The sequence below is a fragment of the Pelomonas cellulosilytica genome (assembly GCF_021353265.1).
Lineage (GTDB): Bacteria > Pseudomonadota > Gammaproteobacteria > Burkholderiales > Burkholderiaceae_C > Pelomonas > Pelomonas cellulosilytica.
Genome location: NZ_JAJTWU010000003.1, coordinates 51,694 through 67,902, shown reverse-complemented (window position 1 = coordinate 67,902; position 16,209 = coordinate 51,694). Strand labels below are relative to the sequence as shown.

The 16,209-nt window shown below is 67.5% G+C and carries 15 protein-coding genes and 1 pseudogene; 7 read left to right on the top strand and 9 right to left on the bottom strand.

Annotated elements, in window-relative coordinates:
* Positions 1–144 precede the first annotated feature (144 nt).
* From LXT13_RS07785 to LXT13_RS07770, 4 genes are all read right to left on the bottom strand, one after another.
* Positions 145–2,412, bottom strand: a complete 2,268-nt coding sequence (locus LXT13_RS07785) for a RelA/SpoT family protein (protein WP_233371273.1) — start codon at positions 2,410–2,412, stop codon at positions 145–147.
* Positions 2,413–2,608: 196 nt separating this feature from the next.
* Entirely contained in the window at positions 2,609–2,812 is a 204-nt protein-coding gene (gene rpoZ / locus LXT13_RS07780; protein ID WP_233371272.1) for a DNA-directed RNA polymerase subunit omega, read from the bottom strand.
* A gap of 23 nt (positions 2,813–2,835) precedes the next feature.
* Positions 2,836–3,456, bottom strand: a complete 621-nt coding sequence (gmk, locus tag LXT13_RS07775) for a guanylate kinase (RefSeq protein WP_233371271.1) — start codon at positions 3,454–3,456, stop codon at positions 2,836–2,838.
* A gap of 89 nt (positions 3,457–3,545) precedes the next feature.
* Positions 3,546–3,740: a hypothetical protein gene (locus LXT13_RS07770; protein WP_233371270.1), complete on the bottom strand. Its 195-nt coding sequence runs from the start codon at positions 3,738–3,740 to the stop codon at positions 3,546–3,548.
* 72 nt (positions 3,741–3,812) lie between these two features.
* Between LXT13_RS07770 and LXT13_RS07765 the strand changes: the two genes are divergently transcribed.
* The 6 genes and pseudogenes from LXT13_RS07765 to LXT13_RS07740 form a co-directional block, all read left to right on the top strand.
* The gene (locus LXT13_RS07765) at positions 3,813–4,688 is read left to right on the top strand and encodes a TrmB family transcriptional regulator (protein WP_233371269.1); all 876 of its coding nucleotides are present in this window, start codon (positions 3,813–3,815) and stop codon (positions 4,686–4,688) included.
* Positions 4,685–5,947 carry a retropepsin-like aspartic protease family protein gene (locus tag LXT13_RS07760; RefSeq protein WP_233371268.1) on the top strand — a complete coding sequence of 421 codons (1,263 nt, stop codon included), beginning with the start codon at positions 4,685–4,687 and terminating at the stop codon, positions 5,945–5,947. Before LXT13_RS07765 ends, LXT13_RS07760 begins: the two co-directional genes overlap by 4 nt.
* Before the next feature lie 32 nt (positions 5,948–5,979).
* Positions 5,980–6,456 carry a nuclear transport factor 2 family protein gene (locus LXT13_RS07755; RefSeq protein ID WP_233371267.1) on the top strand — a complete coding sequence of 159 codons (477 nt, stop codon included), beginning with the start codon at positions 5,980–5,982 and terminating at the stop codon, positions 6,454–6,456.
* 22 nt (positions 6,457–6,478) lie between these two features.
* On the top strand, positions 6,479–7,366 hold the full coding sequence (locus LXT13_RS07750) for an alpha/beta hydrolase (protein ID WP_233371266.1): 888 nt from the start codon (positions 6,479–6,481) through the stop codon (positions 7,364–7,366).
* Positions 7,367–7,502: 136 nt separating this feature from the next.
* Positions 7,503–7,874, top strand: a complete 372-nt coding sequence (locus tag LXT13_RS07745; RefSeq protein ID WP_233371265.1) for an SRPBCC domain-containing protein — start codon at positions 7,503–7,505, stop codon at positions 7,872–7,874.
* Between the two features lie 74 nt (positions 7,875–7,948).
* Positions 7,949–8,948 (top strand): annotated as a pseudogene (locus LXT13_RS07740) (IS5 family transposase); the annotation flags it as partial.
* Between the two features lie 131 nt (positions 8,949–9,079).
* Here the strand turns inward: LXT13_RS07740 and LXT13_RS07735 are convergent.
* Positions 9,080–9,346 carry a hypothetical protein gene (locus tag LXT13_RS07735; protein ID WP_233371264.1) on the bottom strand — a complete coding sequence of 89 codons (267 nt, stop codon included), beginning with the start codon at positions 9,344–9,346 and terminating at the stop codon, positions 9,080–9,082.
* Between LXT13_RS07735 and LXT13_RS07730 the strand changes: the two genes are divergently transcribed.
* Entirely contained in the window at positions 9,345–9,563 is a 219-nt protein-coding gene (locus LXT13_RS07730; protein ID WP_233371263.1) for a hypothetical protein, read from the top strand. The genes LXT13_RS07735 and LXT13_RS07730 overlap by 2 nt on opposite strands.
* Before the next feature lie 180 nt (positions 9,564–9,743).
* Here LXT13_RS07730 and LXT13_RS07725 read toward each other — a convergent pair whose 3' ends face one another.
* The 4 genes from LXT13_RS07725 to LXT13_RS07710 all read right to left on the bottom strand — a co-directional run bounded on the left by LXT13_RS07725 (position 9,744) and on the right by LXT13_RS07710 (position 16,207).
* Positions 9,744–11,081, bottom strand: a complete 1,338-nt coding sequence (locus tag LXT13_RS07725) for an IS701 family transposase (RefSeq protein WP_233371262.1) — start codon at positions 11,079–11,081, stop codon at positions 9,744–9,746.
* Positions 11,082–11,143: 62 nt separating this feature from the next.
* Positions 11,144–12,766 carry an eCIS core domain-containing protein gene (locus tag LXT13_RS07720; protein ID WP_233371261.1) on the bottom strand — a complete coding sequence of 541 codons (1,623 nt, stop codon included), beginning with the start codon at positions 12,764–12,766 and terminating at the stop codon, positions 11,144–11,146.
* 23 nt (positions 12,767–12,789) lie between these two features.
* Positions 12,790–13,449 carry a hypothetical protein gene (locus tag LXT13_RS07715; RefSeq protein WP_233371260.1) on the bottom strand — a complete coding sequence of 220 codons (660 nt, stop codon included), beginning with the start codon at positions 13,447–13,449 and terminating at the stop codon, positions 12,790–12,792.
* A 46-nt stretch (positions 13,450–13,495) separates the two neighbouring features.
* Positions 13,496–16,207 (bottom strand): Ig domain-containing protein, encoded by a 2,712-nt coding sequence (locus LXT13_RS07710; protein WP_233371259.1) that lies wholly within the window; start codon positions 16,205–16,207, stop codon positions 13,496–13,498.
* Positions 16,208–16,209: the final 2 nt, after the last annotated feature.

The window sequence follows — 16,209 nt, the reverse complement described above, 5'->3', positions numbered from 1 at the left end:
CTATATCGCCCTGGAATATCGGGGGCAGAAACAATCGTTAACCCGGACGCCGCCGTCTAAACAGTCACGGCCGTGAGTGATGACAGCGCTGGCAGACGGCCTCTGCGCCCCTGACGCCAGGCCTCCCGGCCGGGCGGAAAGCGGTCAGGGTTTGACGCGCGACACCCGCTGCACGGCGGGGCTGCGCCGCAGCACGCGCAGCACGTCGGCCAGGTGCAGCCGGTCCCGCACGGCGATCAACAGGTTCATCTCGGCCGTCTCGCGCAGCGCGGCCTCCTCACCCATGGCGATGTGCGTGATGTCGGCCTCGGCCTGCGCGACGGCCTGGGCGATCTGCGCCAGCACGCCCTTGCCGTTTTTCAGCAGCAGTGTGATGCCGGCCTCGAAGCTGCGCGTCAGCTCCTCAGCCCATTCGACGCGGATCCAGTGCTCGCTGTCCCGCTGGAACAGCCGCTTGCCCACGGCGCAGTCGCAGGTGTGCACGACGAGACCCTCGCCGCGGCCCAGGTAGCCACGCACCTCGTCGCCCGGGATGGGGCGGCAGCAGTGGGCGAGCTGCACCGAGGCGCCTTCGCTGCCGTCAATGGTGATGGTGACGCCGTTCTGACTGGCTGGCGCCTCGGCAAAACGGCCGAGCGTGAGGGCGAGCGCGTCGGGTTTCTGGCCCTGCTCGGCCAGCAGCCGGGCGAGCTTCTTGGCGATGATGGTGGCGATCTTGCGGCCCGCGCCGATGTCCACCAGCAGCTGCTCCGTCGTGTTGCTGCCTGCCCAGGTCGCGAGGCTGTGCCACAGCGGCGCGGCCGCGTCGTCGATCTCCAGGCTGGGCAGGCCCAGGCCCTCCACGCGCATTGCCTGGGCCAGCATCTTCTCGCCCAGCTCGCGGGACTCCTCCTGCTCCAGATCCTTCAGGTAATGGCGGATCTTGGAGCGGGCGCGGCCGGTGCGCACGAAGCTGAGCCACGCCGGGTTGGGGCTGGCACCGGGCGCGGTGATGATCTCGACGATGTCGCCGCTCTTCAATTCGGCGCGTAACGGCACGGCCTCACCGTTGACCTGCGCGGCCACGCAGTGATCGCCGACGTCGGAGTGGATCGCGTAGGCGAAGTCCACCGGCGTCGCCCCCTTGGGCAGCGCCATGATCTTGGACTTGGGCGTGAAGACGTAGATCGCGTCGGGGAAGAGGTCGATCTTGACGTGCTCCAGGAACTCGTTGGCATCGCGCGTCTCGTCCTGGATGTCGATGAGGCTCTGCAGCCAGCGCGCGTTGGCCTGCTGGGCGATCAGCGCGGACGCCTGCTTGCTGCCGCGACTCTTGTAGATCCAGTGCGCCGCCACGCCCTGCTCGGCGATCTGGTGCATGCCCTCGGTGCGCAGCTGGAACTCCAGCGGCGTGGCCAGCGGCCCCATCAGTGTCGTGTGCAGCGACTGGTAGCCGTTGTCCTTGGGCGTGGCGATGTAGTCCTTGAAGCGGCCGGCCTGCGGCCTGTAGAGCTGGTGCAGCACGCCTAGCGCCGTGTAGCACTGCAGGGGCTCCTCGGTGAGGATGCGGAAGCCAAAGATGTCGCTGACCTGCGCGAAGCTCATCAGGCCCTTCTCGCGCATCTTCTTGTAGATGGAGTACACCGTCTTCTCGCGACCCTGCACCTCCACGCGCAGGCTCGCCTTGGCGAAGGCCGCGCGGATTTCGGCCTCGATGCGCGACACCAGGTCGCGTCGGTTGCCCCGCGCCTTGGACACGGCCTTGCTGAGCGCCGCGTAGCGCCAAGGGTGGAAATACTGGAAGGACAGGTCCTCCAGCTCGCGGAAGGTCTGGTTCAGGCCCAGCCGGTGGGCGATGGGAGCGTAGATGTCGAAGGTCTCGCGCGCGATGCGGCGGGCCTTGTGCGGCGCCATCGCGCCCATCGTGCGCATGTTGTGCAGCCGGTCGGCCAGCTTCACGAGGATGACGCGCAGGTCCCGCGCCATTGCCAGCAGCATCTTGCGGAAGGATTCGGCCTGCGACTCCTCCTTCGTGGAAAACTGCAGCTTGTCCAGTTTCGTCAGGCCGTCGACGAGGTCGGCCGTCGTCGCGTCGAACTTCTCAATCAGCTCGGCCTTGGAGACGCCGCAGTCTTCGACGACGTCGTGCATCAGCGCCGCCATCAGGGCCTGCGCGTCCAGCCGCCACTCGGCGCAGATGCCTGCGACGGCGATGGGGTGCGTGATGTAGGGCTCGCCGGTCGCGCGCTTCTGGCCCAGGTGGGCCTCGTCGGCGAACTTGTATGCCTCGCGGACGCGCTTGACCTCGGCCTTGTTCAGGTAGCCGAGCTTGGGGAGGAGGGCGTCGAAGGATGCCGCCTCCGCGGCGGTCGGCGGCGCCGGCTGGCGCAGCCCCGGCAGGGTGAACCAGGCGGTGAGGGAACGTTGGGCCATAGAGAGCCCGAATTTATCCGATGGCATGGAGCCCTTCGTCCAAGGTGGACCTTGGACGGTCTCCGCGGGCGGCAATGCTCGCGGCATCGAGGCGCAAGCATTGCCCAATGCGGGGCGGCTTGGAGCAGCCCGGCGGTCGGCCCGCAATGCAAACGGGCGCCCGAAGGCGCCCGACTTGTCTGCGGCGGATAGCGGCTTAGACCGGCACCTTGCGCAGCATCTCCAGGCCCACCTCGCCGGCAGCGATCTCGCGCAGCGCCGTGACGCTGGGCTTGTTCTTGCTCTCGATGCGGGGGCTGTGGCCCTGGCTCAGCATGCGGGCGCGATAGGTGGCGGCGAGCACCAGCTGGAAGCGGTTGGGGATCTTGGTCAGGCAGTCTTCGACGGTGATGCGGGCCATGGTGTTCCTCGTGGGTTGCGCGATCAGGGGAGATCCAGCGCAAGAAAGACGGCCGAGCGGTTTCGGCGCTGAGCCGCGTATTTTAGCCGCTGGGCGTGGACGATGGTCTTGAGGTCGAAAACGGCGGTGTCGAACACCGCGTTCACGACGATGTAGTCGAAGTGCTGGGCCTGCGCCACCTCGTGGCGGGCGTTGACCATGCGCTTGGCGATGACCTCGGGCTCGGTGTCGCCGCGCCGGCTCAGGCGCAGGCGCAGTTCGTCCCAACTCGGCGGCAGGATGAAGATCAGCACTGCATACGGGAACAACTGCTTGATCTGCAGCGCGCCCTGGTAGTCGATCTCCAGCACGACGTCCTCGCCATGCTGCAGCCGCGCCTCGATACCGGCACGCGACGTGCCGTAAAGGTTGCCGTGCACCTCGGCCCACTCGAAGAACTCGCCGCGGCCGGCCATCGCACGGAACTCGGTCTCGCCGACGAACCAGTACTCCCGGCCATGCTGCTCCTGTCCGCGCGGCGCGCGTGACGTGTGCGACACGGACACGGCCAGCCGTGCGTCCAGCTCCAACAGCGCCTTCACGAGGCTGGACTTGCCCGCGCCACTGGGCGCTGCGACGACGAAAAGATTGCCGGGATATTCCATGGTGGGGCCGGACTTTAGCGTGTGCCTTCGTCGCGGCCTTGTCGGGCATGGCGTTGTTGATCTGCTGGCCGACCCTATTGGACATTGCTTCAGCGGGCGGCGGCCGACGCATGCGTACTTGCCTGCTGCGTAGCGGCGCCGCCGCCGGGGCCGATACCGCCGCCGGTCAGCGGCGCGCCCTGTTCGCTGCCCACGCCCTGGTGTGGCGTAGACGCTGCTGCGACAGGCCCCGACGTGACGGCAGGCAGCGCCGACACAGGGGCTGCAGGGAGGCGGTCGGCCACGAAAGGGGCGTGGAGAGTTTTGGGCCGGTTCCAAGCTTGCGCGAAGAATATTAGTTGTTTAAGCTACTAATAATGAACCAAAGTCCTGACTCAGACGCGCTGCTGCTTCCCTTCGGCTTCACGGAGCTGGAGTCGCGCCTGTACTGCGCGCTGCTGCGCCAGGCGCCGGCCACGGGCTACAAGCTCGCGCGCACGGTCGGCAAGGCCGCAGCCAACACTTACCAGGCTTTGGCCAGCCTGGTGCAGAAGGGCGCCGTCATCGGCGACGAGTCCGAACCGCGCAGTTTCCGCCCCGTGCCGCCGGCGGAACTGTTCGCCGTGCTGCGACAGGGTTTCAGCACACAGGCCGATGCCGCGGAGACCCAGCTCGCCGCGCTCTACGCCCCGCCGCAGGAAGATCGGCTTTACCAGCTGAAGAACCTGCCTCAGGCGCTGGAGCGCGCCCGCAGCCTCATCGCCGGCGCGCGCGAGACGCTGCTGTTCGATCTCTTCCCCACGCCGTTGCTCCAGCTGCGCGCCGAGCTGGACGCGGCGCACGCTCGCGGTGTGCTGGTCGGCGGCACCACTTACGCGCCGCTGGAAGACGCCGCTTTCTCGAATGTGATGTCGCCCGGCACGGACTTCGTCTCGCAGCGCTGGCCCGGCCACCAGATCACGCTGATCGCCGATGCGCGCGAGGTGCTCGTCGCGCTGGTGGCTCCCGACGGCCAGACGCTGCGTCACGGCTTCTGGAGCGATTCGAGCTACCTCGCCTGCCTGCATCACGCCGGGCTGTCCGCTGAAATGCGCCTGGCAGCCGCGCTGCAGGGCGGTGGTGATCCGCTGCAGCGCTTCGGCCTGCTGGTCAGCGCGCCGCCCGGACTGCGAACGCTCACCCATGTGCCGGGCGCCGGTGCCGACGAGGATGCCGACATTGATCGCAACGCCGCCCCGGGAGCCCGCGCATGAGCCGCCTGACGCTGATCCTGCGGCGGCGCGTCGTGACGGGTGTGGCCGCATGGCTGATGCTGGCCGTGCCGCTGGCGGCGCCGGCCGGTACGGTGGGGGAGGCACTGCGCGCCGGTGACATCGATCGCCTCGAAGCGCTGGCCCGCGGCACTGATGCTGAAGCCGGTCTCGCAAGGGCGCTGGCCCTCGCGCTGCGCCGCCAGGATGCCGCAGCGCTGCCGGCCCTGGAGCGGCTCGCCGGCCCGAAGCAGCAGCCGCCGCAACGCGTGCTGGCACTGCAGACGCTGGCCGCACTGCAGCTGCGCAACAGCCGTTTCAGCGCGGCGCGGGAGGCCCTGGCGGCGTCCGACGCGCTGGAGCCACTGGACGCCGAGGGCCGCCAGACCTTGGTCTTTGCCGACGCGCTGGCTGACGTGCCGCCCATGCGCGCCGCCGCCGGCGCCACGGGCCGGCTGCCCGTCAGGCGCGATGCCGCCAGCCTCGCACGCGTCACGGCGCAGATCGACGGGCAGGCGCAGGACGCCGTCGTCGACACCGGCGCGGCGTTCTCCACCATCACGACCTCCACCGCACAGCGCCTCGGCCTGACGCTGCTGAAGCGCGAGGCGAGCGTGTCCAGCGCCAGCCGGGACGCCGTCACGACGCGCTTCGCCGTCGCGCGGGAGCTGCGGCTGGGCGAGGCGGTGCTGCATGACGTCGTCTTCATCGTGCTGCCCGACGAGGCGCTGAGCTTCAACGGAGGCAGCTACCGTATCGATGCCATCCTGGGGCTGCCGGTGTTCCTGCAACTCGGCCGCTTGGCCGTGGAGAAAGGGCCGGACGAAGCCGAGCAGCTCAGCCTCGGCACGGCGGCGCCGTCCGGCGCGGGCGGGGCGCCGTTGATCATGCTGGGCCTGGAGCCGATGCTGCTCGCCGGCCTGGCTCCCGACGCGCAAGGCTTGCGCCTGTTCGTCGACACCGGTGCGCGCCACAGCCAGCTGTTCCGCAACGTCGCGGAGCAGACCCCTGCGTTGCTGCAGCAGGCGGTGTCCCAGGCCCTCACCGTGGGCGGCGCGGGCGGCAGCCGGACAGACAGCCAGGCGCTGAAGCTGCCCACGCTCGCACTGCAGGTCGGCACGCGCCGTGTGCAGCTCGCCGACGTGCCGCTACTGTCCAGGACCGCCGTCGACCGCGAGGGCGTGGTCGGCCAAGACGTGCTGCGGCAGGGCCGCGGCTATGTGATGGATTTCGAGCAGATGCGCCTGCGGCTGCTGCCCTGAACCCCGATCCCAACCCTTCCCGAGGAGCCCGGATGTTCGACCCCACCCCCGCCAGCGCGACGGCGCCGACCGTCGCCCGTGTCGTCAGCCTGGTGCGATCCATCCCGCTGTCTGTGGACCTGGGGCGTTACGAGCTGGCCGAAGCTGCGTTCGCACCCCGTGTGCGCATCGACTACAGCTCGCTGTGGGGCGGTCAGGCGCAGGACATGGCCGCTGCCGACCTGTTGGCCGCCTGGCGCGGCCTGGTGCCGGGCTTTGACGCCACGCTGCATGAACTCGGTCCGGTGCAGGTCAGCCTGAACGGCGACAGCGCGCAGGCCACGGCCGACGTCGTCGCCAGCCACTGGCTGGAGGGCCAGCTGTGGCGCCTGGTCGGGCGCTACGAGTGGCCGCTGCGCCGCGGCACCGACGGCTGGCGCGTGACCGGCATGACCTTCCAGTGCCTGCAGGAGCAGGGCGACCGCGGCCTGTGTGAACGCGCCCAGGCGCGCGTCGCCGCCCGCGTCTGAGCCTGCATCGACGAGGGAGATGATGGACACCCGCATCACATTCCAGAGCCAGGGCGACACCCTGGTGGGCCGCTTGCTGCTGCCGCCCGGCTTCAGCGCCGACCGCCGCGTTCCGGGCGTGCTCGTCACCGGCGCGTGGTTCACCGTCAAGGAGCAGATGCCGCTGCGCTACGCGCACGAGATGGCCGAGCGCGGCTTTGCGGCGCTGGTCTTCGACTTCCGCGGCTTCGGAGAAAGCGGCGGCGCGCTGCGCCAGCGCGAGACGCCGGCCGACAAGATCACCGATATCCAGGCTGCCGCTGCCTTCCTGAGCCAGCGGCCCGAGGTGGCCGATGGTCGCATCGGCGCGCTGGGCCTGTGCGCCAGCGCCGGCTATGTGACGGAGGCGGCCTGCAACAGCCCTGCGCTGCGCGCCGTGGCCGTGGTGGCCCCATGGTTCCAGGACCGCGCTGTCGTCGACGCCGTCTACGGCGGGACGGCCGGCGTGGCGGCCCTGCGGCAGGTCGGCGAGCACGCCCGCGCCGTGCTTGCCGCCAGCGGGCAGCAGCCCTTCATCCCGGCCGCAAGCCTGAGCGACGAGCGCGCGTTGATGTTCGGCGCGCAGTACTACACCGAAGCTCACCGAGGCCTGATCCCGGCCTGGCGCAACGAGGCGGACCCGGGCTTCTGGCCCGACTGGCTGGACTTTGACGGCCTCACGGGCGCGGAGCGGCTGCACCGGCCCTTCCTGACGGTGCAGTCCGAGGCCGCTGCCTTGCCCCAGGCCGCGCGGCAGTTCTACGCGCGGGTGAGCGCCGCCAAGGCGGAACTCTGGCTGGACAACGTCTCGCAGTTTGACTTCTACGACCACGATGCGCCGGTAAGCGCCGCGTGCGACGCCGCTGCGGCCCACTTCAGGGCCTATCTCTGAGCTTCCGCCCCTGCATTCCGTTCAACACAAACAGCGCCATGTCCAACTCCACCTCTCTCGCCGTCCGCAAGCAGCTGGATCTGTCAGCCCCGCCCGAGCGCGTCTTCGAGCTGTTCACGCGTGAACTGGACCGCTGGTGGCCACGCAGTCACCACATTGGCGGCGACGTCGGTTTCCGGGCGCTGATGCAGGCTTCGAGGGCGGCCGCTGGTACGAGCGGGGCGACAGCGGCGCCGAGGCCGATTGGGGGCGCGTGCTGACGTGGCGGCCGCCCGCAATGCTGCGGCTGAGCTGGCAGGTCAGTGCGCAGTGGCAGCCTGACCCCAGCATCGCCACCGTCGTCGAGCTGCGGTTTCTGCCCGAAGGCGCGGGCCGGACGCGGCTGGAGCTGGAGCACGTCGGCTTCGAGCACTACGGCGCGCAGGCCGAGGCCATGCAGGCCATGTTCGATTCGCCGGGGGGCTGGAGCGGCATTCTCGAGGCGCTGCCGGAGGCCTTGGGTGGCTGAGGGCAGGGCGCGGTGCTCGGCTCTGGCGTGAACTCCAGTTCGAAGCGCATGGCCGGCGCGCGGCGCCCGCCAAGATGGCGGCAGCCGGCCGCGAGAGCTTGCGGCCAAAGCCCGAGCAGCCCGTCCAGGACTTGCCGACGATGAAGTTGCATGAGTTGTTGGACTGGGCCGAGATCGCGCACAAGCTCAAGGGTCTGTACAAGCGTGAAGCCACGCACGGCGGCGGCCCTGAGCCGTACGCGCCGTTGTCCATGTTCAAGCTGATGCTGCTGGGGCCAGTGGCACGGCCTGTCGGACACGCAGCTGGAGCACGCGCTCAAGGTACGACTGGACTTCATGGTGTTCACCGGCTTCGAGCCCGGTGACGGCAGTTTCACCGACGCCACCACCATCTGCCGCTTCCGCAACCGGCTCGTGACGGCCAAGCTCGACCAGGTGCTGCTGCGCCGGGTCAACGTCCATCTCGAAGGCCAGGGCCTGAAGGTCGCCGGCAGCCGCGGCGCGATCATCGACGCCACCATCATCGAGAGTGCGGCGCGGCCGAACCAGCATGTCGAAGTCGATGACGAGGGGCAGGCCGACGTGGTGGACAGTGCCGATGAAGAGGCGCGCTGGGTCAAGAAGGGCAACGAGGCCTTCTTCGGCTATCGCGGCTACAGCGCGGTGGACACCGAGGACGGCTATGTCGAACACGTCGAGATGCACCCGGCCAACCAGTCCGAGGTGAACAAGCTGCCGGGCATCGTCGACGCGCTCATCGAGCAAGGCATCCAGCCTGAAGGCGTGCTGGCCGACAAAGGCTCTGCGAGCGCGGCCAACCGTGAGTACCTCCAGGCCAAGGGCATCGGTGACCTGATCCAGTTCAAGGGCAGCCGGGGTCGTGCGGTGCATCTGTTGCTGACCCAGATGAACCGGGCCATCGCCACGCTGCGCTACAAGGTCGAGCAAGGCTTCGGCACGATGAAGCGGCGCTTCCACCTGAACCGGGCGCGGTACTTCGGGGCGGCCAAGACGCAGGCGCAGATGGCCTGGGCGGCGCTGGGCGTGAACCTGCTCAAGGCGATGAGGAAGCTGCACAAAGCGGGCGACTACAGCCGTGTGCAGGGAGTAGTCCGTCCTGAGGGGCCAAAGGCCCCGGGAAAGGGCTCGAAAGGTCTCAAAACGGCCCGAAAACCCGCTCTGGATTGCGCATCTTGAAATCAGCGTCATTTCCGACCGCGGACGCTCATCGTGAGGTCAGTCGTGCAGCGGTCTCGGTACGGGATGACGCGGTCCTGCGGCCCTGGCGGCAGGGCTTCGCCGCCGGCGGCCGTCACCAGCACGCTGAGGCGGCAGTTGCCCGCGCCAAGTCCCCACGTGTCCCTGGGCGTCGCAACCAGTCTCACGCACAGGATCTGCTCGGGCAGGCCCTCAGCCTTCGCGAAGTAGTGCATTGGGGACGACGTGCGGGAGAGCTCAGATTTTGCGGTCATGTTGATCTCGCTGGATGCGCCGTTACGCCTGACCGCGACGGCTCGCAAGATCGCTGTGCTGTACTACAACGCAATGCGCTACGGCATGGCGTATGTGGATCCAGATGCCGATCAATACGAGCGCAAGTACCGCGAACGCGTCGTCAAGCAGTTGCACCGGCGCGCCGCAGAGTTTTGGTTCACGCTTCAGGAGGCAACGCCGCAAAGTGTTTCTTAGGAAGCGACGGCGTATTTCGCGAAGCAGCGGGAGTGAAGTACGCCTGGATCGAGCGCAACTGCCAGCATTGGCCGGTGTCGCTAACCTGCGAAGTGCTGGGTGTGAGCCCTAGTCTTACTGTGTCATAAAAATAGCGACGTCCGGCCGCAGCACGTGCATGGGCCCAATCGAAGGTTCAACTCATAGCTCAGCAGGTGCCGCAAGGACGTGATTGACGTCGGTACATGACGCTGAGCGCGCTGGGCTACCCCGCGGGACGTAATCTTTGGGAAGGTCAGGCAGCGCGCGGATGGCGAAGTTTTTTTTGCCACCGATTGGCTTCTCGGCAGTCAGTCGTTCGGCCATCAGAAAGCCATACGCCGCGATGCACAGGGCGGCGTGATGGTGAAAGCCGCGCCAGCCGCGACCTTCGTAGTGATCAAGCCCGAAGTCCTGCTTCAGGTCTTGATAGTCGCGTTCAATGCGCCAACGCTGGTGCGCGGCGCTGACAAGTTCGTTGAGCGGCGTCGCTTCTGGCAGCGTAGACAGGAAATACTTGGTCGGCTCGGCTTGCCCATGCGGCCACTCGATCAGCAGCCACTGCTGCGCACGAAGTCGTGCTTTGCCGGAGTTCCCACCGGCGTGACGCACGCGGACCGCCGCGAAGCGATCACTGAGCGTGTGATTCGTGCCCTCGCGCCAGCTGATCGTTTGAAAGGCCGAGGCGGGCAGAGACATCGCCAGCGATTTGACGCTCATGGGCTGCAACTCTGGCGTGCGCCGAGGCATCACAGGCGGGCGGCCACGACCGCTGTAGGGTGCGGCCGGCAACGGCTCAACGCCGGGTGGCCACACCACGACTGCGGAGGTCACGCCGACGACGTACTCAAGCCCCATCTCGGTCAACGCTCGGCGGAATTCGGTGTCCACGCCATACCCGGCATCAGCCAGAACGCAGTGCTTCGGGGCCCCCTGCGCAAGCAAGTGCCGCAGCTGCTGCAGCGCGATCTCTGTCTTGGTTGCGAAACGCACGGCCTCAGGAACCCCTGCCTTTAGCCGGCGTTCATCGTCGTCAATCCATTCCTTGGGCAAATACAGCTGCCATGCCACCGGCAGGCTGCCCTGACTGCATGACAGCGAGATGCTGACCGCCACTTGGCAGTTGTCTTGCTTGCCCAGGACCCCGCAGTACTGGCGAGCGACGCCGACCGAATGGCGCCCCTTCTTGGGAAATCCGGTGTCATCGATGATCCACCAAGCGCCTTCGCTGAAGTCCATCTTCGGCACGACCCACTGGCAGACGCGACGAAGCATTTGCTCGTCGGACCACTCAGCCTTGGCCACGAAGTGATGCAGCGACTGATGTCGCGCACTGGCGTGAACCGGGTCCACACGAGCGGCCATGGGCTCAACACTCTTGCGAGCCAGAGGCAGCATCAATCCCGTGCAATAGCCACGGAGCCTCTCGTGGCGGTCGGCGTGCCCCAGCCCCGAAGCCAAATGCTCCAGGTACTCCTCAAAGCGGTCCGCGACGTTCATCGATCCTCAACCAAAGAATCAAGAAGTTCGCATAATGCCTTGATTTTATTGACACAGTAAGACTAGCCGACCCGTGGAACAAAGCGAACCCAGGTGCGGATGAAGGTCCGCGTCAGCTTCACCTGTTCTGCGAGCCATTGCCGCGTCGCCGTTGACGACAGATCTGTGCTCAAGGCGCGAGTGCGATGCAGCGTAGCGTTCTGCTTGGTGGCACGCGTCTCCTTGCGTTTCGAAAGTTCCTCGAATCCATGCGAGCTGTAGATCCCCCCAATGTATTTTTTGTACAGCTGAACCCAGTGATTCATATCCGTTCCGAGCTCTTCGCCTTTAGGAAGCATGCCATCAAGGGCCTTCTTGATGTAGCCATAGGTGAGGGTTTCGCCCTGGAATGGTTTGCGATGACCTAAGAGCGGGGTCGAGTGGTAGATGTTGGGGTCTGAGAAGCTGATGCGACCGTGTTCGCGGAGCCTGGGGGCGCGTATCACGTCGGGTTCCTTGTGTTCGACACGCCGCTTCTCGATGTCCCTGCGTACCTCCTCCGGGAGCTTTTCCTCTAAACCTGGATCACCTTCCAAGTCTTCGTAGTTCTCGGTCCCCTGCATGGACTTGTCGTTGGTGAAGGTGAGATTGACGAAGGTGGTCGTGCCGCGGCTGTCCTTGTGGAAGCCGACTTGCCCGGTACGGTCGAACTGGCAATCGACGTCGATGACGACGTCGTGCGTCTTGAAGATCTGGTCGGCGTTCTCCTTGATGTAGTCCAGTTGCTTGGCATCGCCGAGCGTAAGGAAGATGTACGGTTTGACGAGCTCGTCAAGCGGTGCGACGTCAAAGGTCTCGGGGAGAAGCGGCATGCCATGCTTCTCGTCATCTGCCTCCCGTTTGCGTGCCAGTTGGCCCCCGTGGCTGAGGTAGTACGAGCCGAGCCTATAGCCACCCTCCTGTCCCGCCGTGCGGGCCAGTTCAAGAATCTCCTCCTGCAGCTTGGTGCCGGTGACTTCCCGCTCCTTGTCGCCCTCGCCGACCTTTGTTTTCACGTCGTCCAGGCTGCCTGTACTGTCCTTCGGGAAGTTGACGAGCTGGGCGATTGCGGGCGGTGCCTGGCCAAAGCTGAGCCGCTGGACAGTCGGCGCGGCGCGGGCACCGTCCAGTGCCCTGATCCCCATTTCATCCGCTTCGCGCTCAAGTCTTGCATCGTCATTCAGGGCCACGCCGCCGACGCTGCCGGTCGGCGACACCCGACCTTGCGCCTGCTGCACCACGTGCCAGGCTTCGTGGGGCAAGTGATGCTCCTGTCCTGGACCGAGGTGAATGTCGTTGCCTTGGGCGTAGGCGAAGGCGTTGAGCTGTGCCGGCTTTCCAGAGTCACGGTGCACCCGTACATCCGACATGTCCATGCCGGCAAGCGATTCGATACCCGCCTTCAGCGCGTCGGGCATGCCGGTGCGGTTCTCGGCGCGCTCAACGGGTGCAGCAAGTCGCCGGCTGGTGACGTCATCGGAATTCAGCGTCGGGGCAGCAGTCCGTTGTACTGGTGTGCCCAGAGCGGCGCTGACACGATGGCTCTGAGTCTGTTGCAGAGAGGCGGCCGCGGACTGTGCTGGCAAGTGGCCGTTGTCTTGCTGGTTGTCGCGCTGGGCGGCGGGCAAGTGCCTCACCGATAGCGTGTCGCGAACGGACTTCTTCATGTGGGGCTCCTTCGGCCTGCTTGTCAGAGGAGTTCGTAGATGCTGCCGTTTTTTCTTGCTAGGTGATGAACTCCTTGTACGACGACGTAGTAGCGACCATCCCCGGTGGGCGTGGCCGAATCCCCCAGGGTCATCAATCCGTCGGTGGACTGAACCACGATGCCGGTGGTGGCTTCGTCAGAGCTGGATTCGTGCTGGGATTCGTCGGAACTGGAGCTCTCTGCGTGAGCCAGAGCTCGGTCAACCCAGTCGTCGGCTTGGCCTTGAGTGAGCCCGTTGGCGTTTTGGGTGAATGTGGCTGTGTAGGTTCCTGTGATGTCGCGCGAGTCGGATACATAGTCAGTTGCTTGGACCTGGACCGTGATGCCTTTGAGGGCATTCCACTGAAGGATCAGCTGACGGAGTTGCTCCGCTGTGCCGCGAAACTGCACGGGGGCCGAGCGGACGGTATTTAATTGGGCTACGGCGGCGAGTTGATGAACTCTGTTGCCAGCCTCTTGTGCCAGCGGTTGCTCAACGCGTTGAACAGGCTCACACGCAGCGTCGTCGAGACTTCGGCGCTGTGCCAGCAATCGCGGACTGAGTGCCAACTGAGCGGACATGCTGCCGCCGCCCGTGCGACCCTCCCGTTGCGCGGCAGGCGATTGCGGCTCGGACGCATGATCCCGGGTCATTTCTTTCATGTCGGCTCCGTCTGACTTGAGAGGTTCCGTTGGACAGCGATCGGCTTCAGGGTTTTTCCACCGTCGGCCTGAACGTGACGAACAGCCCGCTCACGACGAGCAGCAGGATGATCACCAGCAGCGGCACGTTGCCCTTGCGCAGCTCGTTCAGCGACGGATCGCAGGTGAACACGGCAAACGCCACCGCCAGCGTCGCGATGCCGCCGGCCCACAGGCCCATCAGGTAGAGCTGGCCCAGCCGGCGCACACGGCAGTTCCAGCCGTAGGCGAGCAGCGCGGCCCCCGTGGCCAGCAGCAGCGCCTCCAGCCCCAGGCGGAAGGGCAGGCGCAGCGGGCAGACGAACTTGCAGAAGGCGGTGTCCTGGTCCAGGTAGGACCAGAAACGCGCGTCCAGCCCGTTCAGCACGCTGTTGCCGGTGCCGCGCGTGCCGACGGGCAGCGGCCAGAAGGCGACACCGCCGAACGACCAGCCGATGTAGACGAGGTCGCGGTCCAGCGCGTCGGCGTCGTTGGGCGAAAGGTCGGCCGGCGCGCCGCCCGCGTGCAGCAGCACGGGGATGAGGCTGCCCAGCAGCGCCATGCGGTCCTCGCCGACGAGCTGGTCGTTGAAGTCGGTGCGGGCGCGCAGCTGCATCTTGCTGGTGTCGCCGCCCACGGCGGCCAGCGGCGCGAGGAAGCGCACGTTGATGTCGGCATGGCCCACGTAGTCGGTCCTGGACTTGTACGTGGCCGCAACGGCGGTGCGGTCGCGCGGGTCCAGGTTGCTGCCCACGACACGGCGACGCTCGGCGGTCTTCATGACCTGCATCAGGTTGCCGAAGCGGAAGGCGGTGGCCGGGTCTCCCAGCAGGTGCTGCGGCACGACGAGGTTGAGGTGCAGATGCCGGCTGGGCTGTTGCTCCATCAGCTTCACCAGCCGCAGCACGAAGGCCATGTAGAAGCGCTCGAAGCCCGGGTTCTGCGCCTCGTCGTCGGTGGGGTCGAAGAACACCGTCAGGCCGTCGTAGACGAAGCGCGAATCGCGCCAGCCCGGCGGCTGCAGCGTTTCCAGGCGGCCTTGCAGGTCGTTGAGCTGGCGGTTGAGCATGTCCTGCGCCTGGCCGGTGGCCGTGTCCAGCACCGCCTGCAGCTCGCGGCCCTGCAACTGCGACAGCGTGCTGAAGTCTCGCCGGTACAGCACGAGGTCCAGGTTGACGCCGTGGCGGTCCACCTGTCGGGCGAAGCCGCCGTCTGGGCTGCTCCATCCGGTGGGCTGCATGAACTCGCCGTTGTTGCGCAGCACGACGCCCATGTACTGCAGCCGCGTGAACTTGTCGAAGCGCACCGGCAGCGGCGTGTCGTCGCCGTCGTTCATCCAGTAGGGCAGGAAGGCGAACACGTCGTTGCCGGCGTCCGGCAGCGTGCAGCCGCAGTCGCCGGGCAGGAGCTGCAGCGGCTTGGTGTTGGTGATGGGGTGGGCTTCGCCGGCCAGCTCGGTGATTTCGTCGCGCTTGTCCGCGGGCATCAGCAGGTCCAGGAAGGTGGCCAACGGCAGCTTGCCGCTCGCGAGCGCGGCCTGCAGCGCCTTCTCCCCGGGCGTGGGGGGCGGTGTGGTGTTGGCACCGGAAGCCGCAGGCTCTGCAGGGTGCTGCCGGCCCGGACGGCCGGGCTGGCTGGCGTCGTGATCGGCCAGGTCCTGCAGCCGCGGGCAGCGGTGCAGCAGGTCGCGGTGTTGCTCCAGCGCCAGCGCGTTGACGTGGCGCAGGAAGTAGTCGCACTGGCGGGCGCGCAGCGAGTCGTGGAAGACGGCGCGCGTGGGATGCTCCACGTCCTGCAGCGGCAGCAGCATCTCGCGCAGCTGGTCCGCCGTCGGGCCCAGCAGTGCCTGGCCGGTGGTGGGTCGGGCGGCCACGGCGGCGCCGTCGCCCGCGGCCTGGCTGGCGGCCTGGGCCTGCGCGTCGGCGAACTGGGCCTCGGTGTTGGCGAACAGCTGCTCAAGCTTGGCCTGGGTCAGCGTATAGGTCATCGGCAGTGGCGGGTCGGCCTCGATGCTGCGGCCGGCCTGGTCGAGCGTGATGGCGGTCAGCGGCCGGGCACGCGAGGGGCTGCTGGCGGGCTTGGCGGGCGGCGCCGGGTCCAGGATGGTCAGCACATAGGGTGCCTCGTCGACCCGCGGCGGGTCGGCGGCGTCGGTCACGGTCAGTTGGAAGCGGTAGCTGCCGCTGGCCGTGGGGGTGCCGGCCAGGCGGCCGGTGGCGTCCAGCGCCAGGCCGGGCGGCAGCGTGCCGGCCAGCGTGAAGCGGTAGGGCGGGCGGCCGCCGCGCACCAGGTCGCGCGGCTTGTAGGGCTGGTTCAGCCGGCCGCCGGGTAGCGGCACGGTCTGGTAGACCAGCATCAGCGCGCCGGGCGGGGCGGAGACCGCCGGGCTCGCCGGTGCGGCAGCAGCAGGGGGTGCTGCCGGCAGCGGCGCGGCCTGCGGCTCGGGCCTTGGCGGCACGGGGTGGGCCACGGCACCGCTAGTGGCGGGTGTGACGGATGGAGTCGATGTCGCCGACGCCCCGCTGGACGGCCCCTGCGCCAGCGCATGCAGCACCATCAGCCCGGCCGCCAGCAGCGTGCCGGCGACGAAGACGCGTACGCGGGCGCAGTGCGGGCAGGGCGTGGCGCCGGCCGGCGGCGGTGGCGGTGGCGGTGGCGGTGGCGGTGGCGGTGGCGGTGGCGGCGCGGGCGGCTCGTCGAGCCAGGCATTGCGCCGCATCGGGAATCGAGGCTTGAGCATGG

Bases quoted from the DNA above. Each gene is read 5' to 3' on its own strand.
- LXT13_RS07785 (WP_233371273.1), bottom strand. From the start codon at position 2,412: ATGGCCCAACGTTCCCTCACCGCCTGGTTCACCCTGCCGGGGCTGCGC.
- LXT13_RS07755 (WP_233371267.1), top strand. From the start codon at position 5,980: ATGTTCGACCCCACCCCCGCCAGCGCGACGGCGCCGACCGTCGCCCGT.
- LXT13_RS07765 (WP_233371269.1), top strand. From the start codon at position 3,813: ATGAACCAAAGTCCTGACTCAGACGCGCTGCTGCTTCCCTTCGGCTTC.
- LXT13_RS07720 (WP_233371261.1), bottom strand. From the start codon at position 12,766: ATGAAGAAGTCCGTTCGCGACACGCTATCGGTGAGGCACTTGCCCGCC.
- LXT13_RS07710 (WP_233371259.1), bottom strand. From the start codon at position 16,207: ATGCTCAAGCCTCGATTCCCGATGCGGCGCAATGCCTGGCTCGACGAG.
- LXT13_RS07735 (WP_233371264.1), bottom strand. From the start codon at position 9,346: ATGACCGCAAAATCTGAGCTCTCCCGCACGTCGTCCCCAATGCACTAC.
- LXT13_RS07725 (WP_233371262.1), bottom strand. From the start codon at position 11,081: ATGAACGTCGCGGACCGCTTTGAGGAGTACCTGGAGCATTTGGCTTCG.
- rpoZ (WP_233371272.1), bottom strand. From the start codon at position 2,812: ATGGCCCGCATCACCGTCGAAGACTGCCTGACCAAGATCCCCAACCGC.
- LXT13_RS07750 (WP_233371266.1), top strand. From the start codon at position 6,479: ATGGACACCCGCATCACATTCCAGAGCCAGGGCGACACCCTGGTGGGC.
- LXT13_RS07730 (WP_233371263.1), top strand. From the start codon at position 9,345: ATGTTGATCTCGCTGGATGCGCCGTTACGCCTGACCGCGACGGCTCGC.
- LXT13_RS07760 (WP_233371268.1), top strand. From the start codon at position 4,685: ATGAGCCGCCTGACGCTGATCCTGCGGCGGCGCGTCGTGACGGGTGTG.
- LXT13_RS07715 (WP_233371260.1), bottom strand. From the start codon at position 13,449: ATGAAAGAAATGACCCGGGATCATGCGTCCGAGCCGCAATCGCCTGCC.
- gmk (WP_233371271.1), bottom strand. From the start codon at position 3,456: ATGGAATATCCCGGCAATCTTTTCGTCGTCGCAGCGCCCAGTGGCGCG.